This window comes from Flavobacterium panacagri (genome assembly GCF_030378165.1).
Taxonomy (GTDB): Bacteria; Bacteroidota; Bacteroidia; order Flavobacteriales; family Flavobacteriaceae; genus Flavobacterium; species Flavobacterium panacagri.
The window spans coordinates 3327200-3341621 of the sequence record NZ_CP119766.1; the positions used below are offsets into that span (position 1 = coordinate 3327200).

The following is a 14422-nucleotide window of genomic DNA, read 5'->3' on the forward strand; positions in this document are numbered from 1 at the left end:
TTCGAAACAAAATAATTTTTAAATCTTTTAACCTGTTTTAACATGTTTTAACATGTTGATTATCAATGTTTTGTTTTTGATTTATTTGCTTGGTTATTATTGGTTTAATTTTATTTTGAAGAATTTTCTTTAAAATAAATTTGGAAAATCAAAAAACAATTCACAATATTTGCACACGAAAAAAATAATAACCCTTTAAAAACGAAGAAAAAATGTTTGTACTTATATTGACATCACAAAGCTTCACACCAAACGGATTTGGTGCAGCAATTCTTCGTGGCTTATTTCAATCTTAGAAATATATTTTTTAGCTATATAAAAAAGCCCGAAGACATTTAGTTTCGGGCTTTTTTTATTCTAGACACTTCAAATTTTCCCGAAAAACCGATTTATTATCTATCTGTATCGATAGAATGTTTAAGCCTATATGGCTGTTAATTTAATGCACTATAATTTTTTAAATGGAAAATTATACGGTAGGCGAGTATGCTTTATGTACTCGTTTTAAAAGTAAAAGAAGGAAAAAAAGATTAGTAAAAGAAGATTTTGAAAGACAATTAATCCAACTGGACAAGCTTGAAAAAAAACTTTGGAAACAGCGTAATAACTTGCCTTGGATTCTGCTTGATGAGCCTTATCAAAATGGATGGCAGCGTTATTTTAAATTAAGAGATGATGTTGTAAAATCAAGTGAAGCAGAATTTTACAAAACGCTATTGGAAAAGATAAATACTTGGCAATTTTCTTCGGATAAAACCTTTAAAAAGAAGAAAAGTAAAAAGAGAAAAAATGCTTCTTCTGTACGAATTCAAAGACTGAAAGAATTTACTGAAAGTGAATGGAACAATCCAAAATTAGAATTGTCAGAAAGAGAAAAAGGGCATTTTACAAAGCAAGAACGTTGGAGTAAAGTTTTTGAGAGATATAGAATTCATTATGAGTTTAACGAGCCTTGGCGCTATGAGCATCAGGTAAAACCGTACATGATTACGCATAAAAGAATGTTGGATTCTGATTTAGAAAGGGAAATTCAGCTTATTTTAAATTATACTTCAAATTATAATCTTAGAGGAAAAATAAACAAATTAGTAAAAGGACAATCTTATAATTGGGGGTATTTTCAAAGTGAAAACCCAAGAGAGATAAGTCCAATAAAAAATAAAAGTCTACACCTATTGTATCAGGAATATGTAGATGAAATGATATAAATCATGGGAAATAAATTATCCGGAAAAGACCTGATTAAATTGGGTTTTCCAAAGAACAATTCAATAAATATAGCCTTAGGGCAAATAAACAGATATAGAAAAAGAGAAAAAAAAGAATCTATTCTAACAGAAGCAAAAGATGTTTTGCTAAATCCTGAAAAGTACGAAGGAAATGGAACTTGGGGAAAGGTAGCTGAAGGTTTGATAAAACCTGTTCAGGTAAGAATGCATCAGCTTAAAAACACTAGAGCGCCGTTTAAAATTTTTGGAGAAAATGAAATCGACGATCAGGCAAAATTTCAATTATATGATTCATTAAAACTGCCAATTTCAGTTGCTGGAGCCTTAATGCCGGATGCGCATTCAGGTTATGGATTGCCAATTGGTGGCGTACTAGCAACAGATAATGCCGTGATTCCATACGGAGTTGGAGTTGATATCGGTTGCCGAATGAGCCTTTCGATTTTTGATTTGCCAGCTTCTCATTTTAAAGGAAAAGAGCATCAGTTGGAAGCAATTTTGAAAGACAATACAAAGTTCGGAATGTATGAAACGCACGCTTCTCGTGTCGATCATGAGGTGTTTTACAATAGCGGATTTCAGGATATTCCGTTATTGAAAAATCTTTTTCCAAAAGCCTATAAACAATTAGGAACTTCAGGCGGAGGGAATCATTTTGTAGAATTTGGAATTGCTAAAATTGATAATCCTGAGAACGAGTGGAAATTGGAAAAAGGTGAATATTTTGCAGTTCTTTCACATAGCGGTTCACGTGGATTGGGCGCAAACATTGCGAAGCATTACACGTATTTGGCAACAAAGCAGTGTCCGTTACCAAAAAATGTACAGCATTTAGCCTGGTTGGATTTGAATACGCACGATGGTCAGGAATATTGGCTGGCGATGAATTTAGCAGGAGAATATGCTAAAGCTTGTCACGACGATATTCACAGAAGAATTGCCAAAGCAATTGGAAAAAGGGTAGTGGTAACAATTGAAAATCACCACAATTTTGCTTGGAAAGAAATGGTTAACGGTCAGGAATGTATTGTGCACAGAAAAGGTGCAACGCCAGCAGGAGAAGGGCAATTAGGAATTATTCCGGGTTCGATGACTGCTTCAGGTTTTATTGTGAAAGGCAAAGGAAATGCTGAAAGTTTGAATTCTGCTTCGCACGGCGCGGGACGTTTGTTTTCGAGAGCGAAATGCAAAAGTACTTTTACACAAAGCGAAATCAAAAAAGTTTTGAAAGCCAACGACGTAACCTTGATAGGAGGAAATATTGACGAAGCGCCAATGGCCTACAAAGACATTACAAAAGTGATGGCAAACCAGACAGATTTAGTGGAGGTTTTAGGAACGTTTACGCCTAAAATTGTTAGAATGGATCGCTAAAAAGTAAAAAATTATGGAAAGGTTTCAAGATGAAAATAAATGGCTGGGACATTTTTATAACGAGATTTTCGTGAAATGTCCCAAATGTGAATCTAAAGGAGTTTTGAAAGGAGTTCCTAAAAATTGTGAATGTGGAAAATGCATAACAATGACTTTTGAATGTAAATCCTGTTTTTATAAAGTTGATGAACCAGTTTATCAATACAAAGCACTTGGAAAGCATTACTGTGGTAATTGTTATGAAAAATTTGAGTATGAGTCTCCTATTTTCAAAGAAAGACCAGAAATGTATCAGGTTAAATGTCCGCATTGCAGTTTTAGCGAGGAAATAAAACCTGCGATTTTAAGAACTAGAAAAGAACCGCAAAAAGATGGTTTGGTAAGAGAACCTTGGCACAATTTACAGCTTTGGTTTCAAAAAGAAGTCAGAGGAAATGTTTTTTGGGTTTACAATCAGGAACATTTAGTGTACTTGGAAAAATACATTAAAGCTGATTTAAGAGAGAGAAATAATAATGGAAGCGGTAATGGAACAATGGTTTCACGACTTCCAAAATTTATTAAAGAAGCAAAAAACAGAGAAAAGCTTCTTAAAGTATTAGAAAAATGGAAAGAATAATTCAGATAACAGCGGGTCGCGGGCCTGCAGAATGTACTTGGGTTGTCGCCCAAGTGCTTAAAAAAGTTTTAGAAGAAGCTGAAGACCAGAATTTAGAGGTGGTTTTATTGCAAAGAGAAAAAGGAGAAGAAAACGGAACGATAGAAACTGCATCGATTGCTGTAAAAGGAAATAATGCTGATAAGTTTGTGAAGTCTTGGGTCGGAACGATTCAATGGATTGGACAAAGTCAGTTTAGGAAAATGCACAAACGTAAAAATTGGTTTATTGGAATTTTTGAAATTGAACAACAAAAAAATGCTTCAGTTTCAGAAAATGATATTCAGTATCAAGCCATGCGAAGTTCAGGAGCAGGTGGTCAGCATGTGAATAAAGTCAGTTCGGCAATTCGGGCGACACATATTCCAACAGGAATTGCAGTTGTAGCAATGGATAGCCGTTCGCAGCATCAAAACAAAAAACTGGCAACAGAAAGATTATTAAAAAAATTAGAAGACGAAAAACTAGTTCAGCTTAAAAATCATGTAGGAAGACAGTGGGAAAATCAGCTCAATGTAGAGCGCGGAAATCCAGTGAGAGTTTTTACGGGAAGTGATTTTAAAAAGAACAAAGTAGAGAAAAGTTATAAAGGAACTCGTCAGAAATTAAAAAACGATTTACGCAATGAAAACAACTGATAAATACCTTTTTCAAGCCTTGGATAATTATCCGTTTTGGTTGGAAGGAACAATAGAATCTTTAGATTATGCTTTTTCTTATGATGATAAAAATACAATGGTTTTGTGTTTGTACGGAAGAATTCAGGCAGAGCAATTGATGAACTATGAAGAAGCGAAATCTTATTTTCAGCAGGCTTTATCGATTAATATTCATGCTCTTGAAGTGTATCCGTATTATTTAAAAACTTTGATTTTAAATGAAGATTATGAAGAAGCTCGAAAGCTCATTGATTTTGCCTTAACGGTAAAAGGAATCAATAAATCCGAGATTTATGTCAAGAAAGCCATTCTTTTAGAAGTGCAAAATGAGTTTAAAAAGGCTTTAAAAGAAATTAAAAATGCTAAACTTCATTCGTTGCAATTTAATTATGAATCTGATATTTCAGATGTTGAGAAGAGAATTGAGAATAAAATTGATTTGCTTAAAAAGAAGAAAAAGAAAACTAAAAAAGATTCTAAAAAGAAATCGAAATGATTTTGATAAAAAAAACGATGCAATTTGCATCGTTTTTTTATTGATTCCACTTTCCTGCAAGGTTTTCAAAACCTTGTAGGTTTGTTATTTAAATTCTAACATTTATACCTACAAGGTTTTGAAAACCTTGCAGGAAAGAAATTGCGATTTACTTCCAATGCAATTCCAAAGCAAAACACGTTTTTTCGTCTTTTGTAATGCTGAATGTTGCTGTTGTGTGATCGTCATCTTCGCTTTCGTGAATTACAACATTATCTTGTAGTGAAAGTTCTTTCATGAAATTCATTTCGAAGCTTTTAACTTCTTGTTTCATGATTCTTTTTGGATCTACGTGATCCAAACACCATTCCAGATATTTTACATTATTTACGTGATTTACAATGTCTAAATCGGATAAATAAACTGTTTTTTCAAAAACCGCTTCTTTTTCGTGGTTGATATTGATTTTTGAAAACCCTTCTTCTGTTGCTCTTTTTTCAGGGAATAATTCGAAGTGTTCAAAAGGCAATGCTAAAGCTTCTGGACGACGCGCTTTGGTATTAAAAACGGCCCAATAGGTTTCGCTTCCAACAATTTTTTTTCCGTTTACATACATTTCCAACGCACGAACAGAACGTGAATTTTCTAGGCTGTTAATCCATGTTTTAACGGTTACAACATCTTGCCATTTTGGTAATGCTGAAATTTCAACACGCATTCGGCTTAAAACCCAAGCTTGATCAAATTCCTGCATATCCGTAAAGCTGATGCCGCCAACTTCAGAATGTGCGGCGGCGGTTAACTGTAAAAGGTTACACAAATCAGTATATTTTAAAAAACCTGTTGGCGTACATTGTGTGAAATTGATTTCCCAGTCTTTGCTTAGAACTGATGTGAAATTGGGAGATATTGGCATTTTAATATTTTAGAGTGTTGAATTTAGATTTTTCTATCAGAGAATAGAATATAGAAAATAGAAAAAAGACTTCCTTTACTTTAATAAATTTTCTATATAATCTATGATGTTTTTTCTATGTGTTGCGTAATCAAACCATTTGGTTTTTTCGTTTCGTTTGAACCACGTTAATTGTCTTTTGGAGAATCTTCTTGTGTTTTTCTTGATTTCTTCAATGGCAAATGGCAACGTGAATTCTCCATCAAAATAACTAAATAATTCTCTATAACCGACCGTTTGAAGTGCATTTAACGCTTTGTTAGGATAAAGCGTTTCCGCTTCTTTTAATAATCCTTCGTTAATCATAATATCTACACGTTGGTTGATTCTGCTGTATATGATTTCTCTGTCAGCATCTAAACCAATTAAAATAGGAGTGAAGTCTCTATTATTTTTCTTTTGATTTAAAAACGAAGAATACGGTTTTTGAGCTCCAATACAAACTTCTACAAAACGCATCATTCGTTGTGGGTTTTGTAAAGTCTGAGGATTTTCTAAACTTATTTTTTGATAATATTCGGGATCTAAACTTTTCAATTGTTCTTGAAGATATTCGATTCCGAGTTTTTCGTAATTTGAATTTACTTCAGAACGAACGCTTGGATCTATTTCTGGAAATTCATCGAATCCTTTTAAAATGGCATCGACATATAATCCTGAACCGCCAATAAGAATGACAAAATCATTGGATTGAAATAATTCTTCGATTTTGGCCAAAGCTTCTTTTTCGTAATCGCCAACAGTATAATTTTCAAAAATGGATTTGTTTTGAATGAAATGATGTTGGGCAGAATTGAGTTCTTCCAGATTTGGAACTGCGGTTCCAATGGTCATTTCTTTGAAAAACTGACGGCTGTCGCAAGAAACGATTTCGCATTTAAAATGCTGTGCCAAAGCAATACTCAAGGCTGTTTTGCCTATAGCTGTTGGGCCGACAATGGTTATTAGGTATTTCATAGTTTTTAGCCCAGATGGAAATGGAAACCTCGGACTTATATTTGTTAAATTTTTTTGGTATAAAAGAGCGACCGACGGAAGCTCCTTTTATGCCTTAAAAAATTACAAATATAAGGAGGAGTTGGAATGTACAGCTGGATTAGCTTCTAAAATTAATTATTTGGCAGTTCCGTTCCACATTCGTAACAATATTTAGCATTGTCAAAATGAACTTGAGACTGGCATTTTCTACATGTTTTTTTGCCACTTACAGTGCTGTTTTTCAGACTGCTTTTGGCAAATTCGGCAGTGACAATTCCTGTTGGAACAGCGATGATTCCGTAACCTAAAATCATGACAAATGCTGCAATAAATTGTCCAAGCGGTGTTTGTGGCGAAATATCTCCGTAACCTACTGTTGTTAAAGTTACTATTGTCCAGTAAATTCCCATGGGAATGCTTGTAAATCCTGATTCTCGGCCTTCCACCAGATACATTATTGTACCGATGATAACGGTGCTGATTAGGACAAAATAAATGAAAACCAGAATTTTTTCTTTGCTGGCTTCTATAGCTTCTTTTAATTGTAACGATTGATGGTTGATTTGCGGAATATGCAAAATTTTGAATAATCGAAGAAAACGTAATGCCCTTACGATTGATAAAATACTTGCGCCAGGCAAAAATATAGACAAATACATGGGCAAAACAGCAAGCAGATCGATGATTCCGTAAAAGCTGAAGATGTATTTAACAGGTTTTTGAATGGAGATAATTCTTAAAATATATTCGATGGTAAAAAAGACTGTGATTACCCATTCGCAGATCAGAAGCTGGTAATGATATTTGGAACTGATTCCTTGTACAGTGTCAAGCATTATTAATAAAACGCTCAATAAAATCAAACCTAATAATACTAAATCGAACATTCGTCCTAATATGGTATTGGTGCCATACAGAATGATTTTTACTTTTTCTCTGAAGATTTCGTATTGTGATTTTTTGTTTTTCATATCCTTAAAGATAATGAAAGTTTGGTTTTGTTAAAAATGAAGTATTTTTAGCGATTTGCTTTTACGGATATAGCTTTGAATGATATTTTTCACATCACGATTGTGTTGCATCGGTACCAAAATATTTTTTAAGATCTCAATATTAGTAATTTGATAATTCAGATCATAATAAGCGTAACCTTTGTAGATTCCATCTTCGATCAGGACTGCACTTCGTTCGTTTACATTTCTTCCTCTGTCTATCAGAATCATGCTTTTGTTTTCAAAACTGTTTTCTGAAATGAATTGCTGTACTCTTAAATTGTAAACTTCTGGAGTCACTTCGCCGATGCAAGCGCCGTCACATTCTTTGATTTTATATTGAAAACACTCTTTTTTGGTTTGATATAAACCTGTCAGTTTTTGACATAAATGATATTTTGCCGTGAATTTAAAGAGTGCATTTTTGCCTTCTTGTAAAGAAGTAAAAGAGGTGATTTCTTTTTTACGTCCGTCTGCTTTCTCCAGTTTTAAGTTGATGTAACCATCTGAATCTTTTTCGGCATATAAAGCAACAGGAAAAACTGATTTTTTCTGAGATCGATTGTATCTAGGACGATTTACTTTTACTTCCTGACTTTCTTTTAAAAGCGCTATTAACTCGCTTCCGGTTTCATCATACGTAATCGTAAAAACTTCAGCTTGGATTCTTTTGCTCTTTGTAGTGATTCCTGTAAAATGCTGATTGACTCTTTTTTTGATGTTTTGGCTTTTGCCAATGTAAATTAAAGTTCCGTCTTCTTTATAGATATAATAAACTCCAGTTTTAGCTGGCATTTGATTTAAAAGATCTAAAAATTTTGGAGAAATTCCTTTTTCTACTTCGAGTTTTATAAAATCTTTTACGATAGTTTTTTCGACATCTTTTTCCAAAAGCATTTTAAACAGCTTAGTTGTAGCCATAGCATCTCCGCTGGCGCGATGTCTGTCGGCCATCGGAATTCCAAGTGAACGAACGAGTTTTCCTAAACTGTAAGATGGTTGTTCTGGAATTAATTTCTTAGCTAATTCTACTGTACAAAGTGTTTTAGCTTCGAAATCGTAGCCTAGACGTCTAAATTCTGTACGAAGGATTCTATAGTCAAATGATGCATTATGAGCCACGATAACACAATCGGAAGTAATTTCTATGATACGCTTGGCAACTTCGTAAAACTTTGGCGCTGATTGTAGCATAGCATTATTGATTCCAGTCAGTTTTACTACGAAGGGCTGAATCGGAATTTCAGGATTGACAAGGCTTATGAATTGATCAACTACTTCATGCCCATCAAATTTATAGATAGCGATTTCGGTAATTCCCTCTTCATTAAATTGTCCCCCAGTGGTTTCTATGTCAAGTATTGCGTACAAATTAAGTGTTCAGTCTCAGTTTTTAGTATTCAGTTTTTTGTAAAGACGTACTTCAATGCGTCTTTACGGCAGGTATTAACGACCGCCAAAAATGCTGCTTCCAATGCGAACCATTGTGCTTCCGCATTTTATAGCTAATTGATAATCTCCGGACATTCCCATTGATATAGTGTTCAGACTGCAGTTTTCAGTTTTTAGCTCTTTTATCGAATCAAAAATCGATTTTAAATGGGTAAATTCTTTTTTAATCTGGTTTTGGTCTTCTGTGAAGGTTGCCATTCCCATTAAACCTAAGATACGAATATTTTTCAACTCTTTGAACTGCGAAGAAGTTAAAAGTTCATTTAATTCATTTTCGTCCAAACCAAATTTAGATTCTTCTTCGGCAATATACATTTGAAGAAGACAATCTATAACTCTATTATTTTTGAAAGCTTGTTTGTTGATTTCCTGTAATAATTTCAAACTGTCAACACCGTGAATCAAAGTGACATACGGTGCCATAAATTTGACTTTATTGGACTGAACATGACCAATCATATGCCATTGAATGTCTTTTGGCATTTGTTCCCATTTCTCCGTCATTTCCTGAATTTTGTTTTCTCCAAAAATGCGCTGTCCTGTTTCGTAGGCTTGCATCAAGTCTGAGACAGGTTTTGTTTTTGAAACGGCAACTAGGTTTACGTGTTCAGGTAAAGTTGCTTTTATTGTATTTAAATTCGATTGAATCGACATGATATTTATTTTTTAAACAAACTGCTTCGAAATTTTCTCAGCCTTTTTACTTTCGCTATAATCGTAAAATCCTTCTCCAGATTTCACTCCCAATTTTCCAGCTCTTACCATATTTACTAAAAGCGGGCAAGGAGCATATTTTGGATTTTTGAATCCATCGTACATCACATTTAGAATGGCAAGACAAACGTCAAGTCCAATAAAATCGGCTAATTGTAGTGGTCCCATTGGGTGTCCCATTCCTAATTTCATTACGGTGTCAATTTCATAAACACCAGCAACTTTATTGTATAACGTTTCGATTGCTTCGTTTAGCATTGGCATTAAAATTCTGTTTGCAACGAAACCTGGATAATCGTTTACTTCAACAGGAACTTTACCTAATTTTTCAGATAAATCCATGATGATTTTGGTTACTTCATCGCTCGTATTATAGCCACGAATGATTTCAACCAATTTCATAATCGGCACAGGATTCATAAAGTGCATTCCGATAACACGTTCTGGATGCGCTACAACAGCTCCGATTTGTGTAATTGAAATAGAAGAAGTGTTGGTAGCTAAAATAGTATCGTGTGAACAATATTCGTTTAATTGCTTGAAAATATTCAGTTTTAATTCTACATTTTCTGTTGCGGCTTCTACAACTAAATCTACACCAACAACACCGTCTTTAATATCGGTATAAGTAATAATATTGGTGATTGTCTTTGCAACATCTTCCTGAGTAATTGTTCCTTTAGCGAGCATGCGCTCTAAATTGCCTGCAATAGTTGCCATTCCTTTATCTAATGACTTTTCAGAAACGTCAATTAATTTTACGGTAAATCCGCTTTGTGCAAAGGTATGAGCAATTCCGTTACCCATTGTTCCTGCACCAATTACAGCTATTGTTTTCATTTTTTGCTAGATATTTTTTTATGATTTAGCCACGAAATCACCAATTAATTAGTGAATTCGTGGCTAATTATTTTGTTTTTTTTAAATTATTTATCGAAACACTCAATAATTTGATAAGCCACACGCAATGCATCTGTAGCTTGTTCAAGTGTAACAACTGGAGTTGTATTATTGTTAATTGCATCGGCAAACGAATTTAACTCGTCTAAGATTGCATTGTTTTGTTCAACATCTGGATTGGTAAAATAGATTTGTTTTTTTACACCTTCAGCATTCTGCAAAATCATATCAAAATCACCAGGTACTTCTGGCGCATCTTTCATGCGGACTACTTCACATTTTTTCTCTAAAAAGTCAACTGAGATGTAAGCGTCTTTTTGAAAGAAACGTGATTTACGCATGTTTTTCAACGAAATTCTGCTGGCAGTTAAGTTAGCTACACATCCATTTTCAAATTCAATTCTGGCATTCGCAATATCTGGAGTTTCACTGATAACCGAGACACCGCTTGCATTGATGCTTTTAACCTTAGATTTTACAACGCTTAAAATGGCATCAATATCATGAATCATTAAATCTAATACTACAGGAACATCTGTACCACGAGGATTAAATTCGGCCAAACGATGCGTTTCAATAAACATCGGATTTTCGATCATTTCTTTAGTAGCGATAAAAGCGGGATTAAAACGCTCTACGTGTCCAACCTGTCCTTTTACGTTGTATTCATTTGCTAAAGCAATAATTTCTTCAGCTTCTTCAACAGTATTGGCGATTGGTTTTTCAATAAAGATATGTTTTCCAGATTTGATGGCAACTTTTGCACATTTAGAGTGAGATAGCGTTGGAGTGACAATGTCAATCACATCGACTGCGTGAATGAGTTTTGCAATTGTATTGAAATTTTTATAGCCAAATTCTTTTGAGATTCTTTCGGCATTTTCCTGATTTTCATCATAAAATCCAACTAATTCGTATTTGTCAGATTGTTGTAATAAGCGTAAATGTATTTTACCAAGATGACCAGCACCTAAAACTCCTACTTTTAACATGAGAATGTATTTTAAACAAAAATAGAATTTATTTATTTAAAGTGAAAATGTATATGATAAAGATTTAGTAATTCAATAATTAAAAACATCAATCTTATTTTTTCGTTTTATTGATTAGTATGTATGTCTGTTTGACATAAAAAAATAAATAACTATTACGATACCTAATGCAATTGTTAAGAATTGTGTATATCGATCTTCAATTTTGCGATCTGTATTTTTATTGATAACATAAGTGTCTGAATAGTCGTCGTGTAAATTTTTTCCAAGTAAAAAAGAGAAAGTTTCAAAAGGAACAAATCTTAATAAAGTTCGTTTAAAAGTCATCGAAAAGTTTGGTGGATTTCCTTCTTCATCTGTTATATAACAAGATGTTATAAATTTAGCTGGTGTACTTTTAAAGATAGATTCAAATACTAAATAGTAACTGAATTTAATCATTGAAAAGAAAACCAGAGAAGCAAATTTATCTCCAAATGTCATTTTAAAGTAACCTAAGAGAGAAGCCATTTTTTCATTTCTTTCTGCGAAACTAATAAAACCAAAAACGATGACTATTATGATGAAAGAATCGATAAGTAAATTTAAAAAACGTTTTGAATTTGATGCATTTTCAAGATCGTTTCCTGTTGTTTGATTATCTTTTTCTAACATGTTAGAATTTAGTTCTTTTTTTATAAAATAGAATGAAATAAAAAGATACAATAAAGTAATCAAGATATATAGAAACTCAGTGATGTTCAGCTTGTCAATGTTAAAAAGAAAAATAAAAAAGAATATTTTTATTAAAGAATCTAAAAATACTAAGCTGTAATTAAAAGCTAAGAGTTTGGTCTCTTTGTAGTTTGAAAAGTAATAAATAACAGTGCCAGAAAGAAAAGTCAGAAAAAAAGATAAATTGATAAGTCCCATTGATATAGTACCACTTTCTGATTCTCCATTAATTAAATGTCTAGGAATATAGATGTTCATACCTGCAAAAGTGTAGGGCTGAATACTAAAAACAAAAAAATTAGAAAATTCGGTAACTTCATCAAAATCATAAAAAACAAAAAAGAAGGATCTTAAAATCCCCAATAATGAAAACAGTAAAGATAATCCGAGTATAATTTTTTTCATAAAATATTAGAATTCATTTAGGTTACAGGATAAATCAAAAATAGAAATTAAATCATTAAAAAGTACTTGATAATTGATGATTTGTTTTCTTATTTTTGCGAAAATAAAACCTACCTATTTTGAAAGATACTGCCAAACATCAAGGACTTCGTAATCAATTAGTAACCACTTTAGAACAAAAAGGAATTACTGATAAAGCAGTTCTGGATGCGATAAAAAAAATCCCGAGACACCTTTTTTTGAATTCTAGTTTTGAAGATTTCGCTTATCAGGATAAGGCTTTTCCTATTGGTGCGGGTCAAACTATTTCCCAGCCTTACACTGTTGCATTTCAATCTCAGCTTTTAGAAGTACAGAAAGAACATAAGGTTTTGGAAATCGGAACAGGTTCTGGATATCAGACGGCCGTTTTGTTTCATCTTGGAGCAAAAGTTTATACTGTAGAAAGACAAAAAGAATTGTTTAAACAGACTTCTATTTTGTTTCCAAAATTAAATATTCGTCCTAAACATGTTTCTTTTGGAGACGGTTATAAAGGATTGCCAAATTTCGCACCTTTTGACAGTATTATAGTTACAGCAGGTGCACCTTTTATTCCACAGCCCTTAATGGCGCAGTTGAAAATAGGAGGAAGGCTTGTTATTCCGTTAGGAGAGGATGTTCAGATTATGACTTTATTAATCAGAAAGAATGAAACGCAGTTTGAAAAACATGAGTTTGGAGAGTTTCGATTTGTTCCTTTGTTAGAAGATAAAAATTAATGAGAAAGCCCGTTTTTTTTAGCGGGCTTTTTTATTGGGTAAGAATTGAAATATATCTTTCCAGGCTTTCTTTTTCTTTTTGAGCGATAAACAGAAAAAAATCTTCTTTGTCTTTTTTAGTTTGAGCAATTTCTAAAGACTGATAATATTGCATTCGAGTTTCGTAATCACCTTTAATATTAGCAATAGGATAGCCTTTTTGCATTAAAATTAAATTCATGATTAGTCGTGAAGTTCTTCCGTTTCCATCAATAAAAGGATGAATTGTTACTAATCGCTCGTGCATTTCTGCGGCTAAAATAATTGGATGTAGTTTATTTTTATTGATTTCATACCAAACAAAATATTCTTCCATCTCCTGCGGAACCATTAAAGGTTGTGGAGGCATGTGACTGCTTCCCTGAAGCATAACTAGAACTTTTCTGTAACGTCCGGCATCTTCCGGAATAATTCCTCGTAGAATTAAATTATGAATAGATAAAAGATCTCGTTCGTTTAAAGAGTTGTTTTTATTCATTAAATCTTTAATAAAACCAATTGCTTCTTGATGATTTATAGCTTCAAGATGCTCCCGCATGCTTTTTCCGGAAATTGTCAAGCCTTCATTGATAACCATATCTGTTTCACGAAGTGTCATTGTATTGCCTTCAATTCTATTGCTTTCAAAAGTATATTCTAATTCTAAGGCCTGTGTTATTTTAAAGCTGTCATACTGACGATAAGAATCTAATTTTTCTTTTAAGGCATCGATTTCTTTTAGGATTTTCTCTAAAGAAGTAGATAATTTAAGATTTGAAACCGTTTTGTTGTATTTGATTTCATTTTCAGCAACTTTTAAAGCTTTTAAGGCGAGTTCGTCATCACCAATTTCATAAAGAATCTTTTCTTTAAGCCAGGCAATCATTAAAGTTTCATAATCAATTTCTAAAAGCTGAGAAAGCTTAATAATCTGATCTTTGGTTGGCTTTCTTGTTCCCGATTCAAATTTACTAATCAAAGCTTGATCAATATTGGCAAGTTGTGCTAATTCACGGGTTTTTAAACCTTTTTGCTCTCTAGCATTTTTGAGAAGTGATTTCATTTTAATGAAAAATTTTGTCTTGACAAATTTAGTCAATTTTTGTTGTGTGAAAAAAGCAACAGTTTAAATGTTGCTTTCTGGAT

The 14422-nt window shown here is 33.0% G+C and carries 15 protein-coding genes; 6 read left to right on the plus strand and 9 right to left on the minus strand.

Features of this window, described 5'->3' with window-relative positions:
• Positions 1-461: 461 nt before the first annotated feature.
• From P2W65_RS14705 to P2W65_RS14725, 5 genes are read left to right on the plus strand one after another with little or no spacing between them, the layout of a single operon-like run.
• On the plus strand, positions 462-1208 hold the full coding sequence (locus tag P2W65_RS14705; RefSeq protein ID WP_289658528.1) for a hypothetical protein: 747 nt from the start codon (positions 462-464) through the stop codon (positions 1206-1208).
• Positions 1209-1211: 3 nt separating this feature from the next.
• On the plus strand, positions 1212-2603 hold the full coding sequence (locus P2W65_RS14710; RefSeq protein WP_289658529.1) for an RtcB family protein: 1392 nt from the start codon (positions 1212-1214) through the stop codon (positions 2601-2603).
• 13 nt (positions 2604-2616) lie between these two features.
• A complete protein-coding gene (locus P2W65_RS14715; RefSeq protein ID WP_289658532.1) occupies positions 2617-3222 on the plus strand; it encodes a hypothetical protein in 606 nt (201 codons plus the stop codon).
• The gene (prfH, locus tag P2W65_RS14720) at positions 3210-3899 is read left to right on the plus strand and encodes a peptide chain release factor H (protein ID WP_289658534.1); all 690 of its coding nucleotides are present in this window, start codon (positions 3210-3212) and stop codon (positions 3897-3899) included. Before P2W65_RS14715 ends, prfH begins: the two co-directional genes overlap by 13 nt.
• Positions 3886-4416, plus strand: coding sequence for a hypothetical protein (locus P2W65_RS14725; RefSeq protein ID WP_289658536.1), 531 nt, complete (start codon positions 3886-3888; stop codon positions 4414-4416). Before prfH ends, P2W65_RS14725 begins: the two co-directional genes overlap by 14 nt.
• 148 nt (positions 4417-4564) lie before the next feature.
• Here P2W65_RS14725 and P2W65_RS14730 read toward each other — a convergent pair whose 3' ends face one another.
• The 8 genes from P2W65_RS14730 to P2W65_RS14765 form a co-directional block, all read right to left on the minus strand.
• The gene (locus tag P2W65_RS14730) at positions 4565-5311 is read right to left on the minus strand and encodes an acyl-[acyl-carrier-protein] thioesterase (protein WP_289658538.1); all 747 of its coding nucleotides are present in this window, start codon (positions 5309-5311) and stop codon (positions 4565-4567) included.
• Positions 5312-5386: 75 nt separating this feature from the next.
• On the minus strand, positions 5387-6307 hold the full coding sequence (miaA, locus tag P2W65_RS14735) for a tRNA (adenosine(37)-N6)-dimethylallyltransferase MiaA (RefSeq protein WP_289658540.1): 921 nt from the start codon (positions 6305-6307) through the stop codon (positions 5387-5389).
• Between the two features lie 152 nt (positions 6308-6459).
• A complete protein-coding gene (locus tag P2W65_RS14740; protein WP_179003373.1) occupies positions 6460-7299 on the minus strand; it encodes an ion transporter in 840 nt (279 codons plus the stop codon).
• 30 nt (positions 7300-7329) lie between these two features.
• Complete coding sequence (locus P2W65_RS14745) at positions 7330-8691, minus strand: exonuclease domain-containing protein (RefSeq protein WP_289658542.1); 1362 nt, start codon at positions 8689-8691, stop codon at positions 7330-7332.
• A 75-nt stretch (positions 8692-8766) separates the two neighbouring features.
• Positions 8767-9426, minus strand: a complete 660-nt coding sequence (locus tag P2W65_RS14750) for a YggS family pyridoxal phosphate-dependent enzyme (RefSeq protein WP_289658544.1) — start codon at positions 9424-9426, stop codon at positions 8767-8769.
• Positions 9427-9438: 12 nt separating this feature from the next.
• Positions 9439-10326, minus strand: a complete 888-nt coding sequence (locus P2W65_RS14755; RefSeq protein WP_289658546.1) for a 3-hydroxyacyl-CoA dehydrogenase family protein — start codon at positions 10324-10326, stop codon at positions 9439-9441.
• Positions 10327-10412: 86 nt separating this feature from the next.
• Entirely contained in the window at positions 10413-11378 is a 966-nt protein-coding gene (locus P2W65_RS14760) for a Gfo/Idh/MocA family protein (protein ID WP_289658548.1), read from the minus strand.
• A gap of 114 nt (positions 11379-11492) precedes the next feature.
• Complete coding sequence (locus P2W65_RS14765) at positions 11493-12497, minus strand: RDD family protein (RefSeq protein ID WP_289658550.1); 1005 nt, start codon at positions 12495-12497, stop codon at positions 11493-11495.
• A 119-nt stretch (positions 12498-12616) separates the two neighbouring features.
• On the opposite strand from P2W65_RS14765, the gene P2W65_RS14770 reads away from it, so the two are divergent.
• Positions 12617-13258, plus strand: coding sequence for a protein-L-isoaspartate(D-aspartate) O-methyltransferase (locus tag P2W65_RS14770; protein WP_179003379.1), 642 nt, complete (start codon positions 12617-12619; stop codon positions 13256-13258).
• A gap of 31 nt (positions 13259-13289) precedes the next feature.
• Here the strand turns inward: P2W65_RS14770 and P2W65_RS14775 are convergent, their stop codons facing one another.
• Positions 13290-14339: a Fic family protein gene (locus P2W65_RS14775; RefSeq protein ID WP_289658553.1), complete on the minus strand. Its 1050-nt coding sequence runs from the start codon at positions 14337-14339 to the stop codon at positions 13290-13292.
• Between the last annotated feature and the right edge of the window lie 83 nt (positions 14340-14422).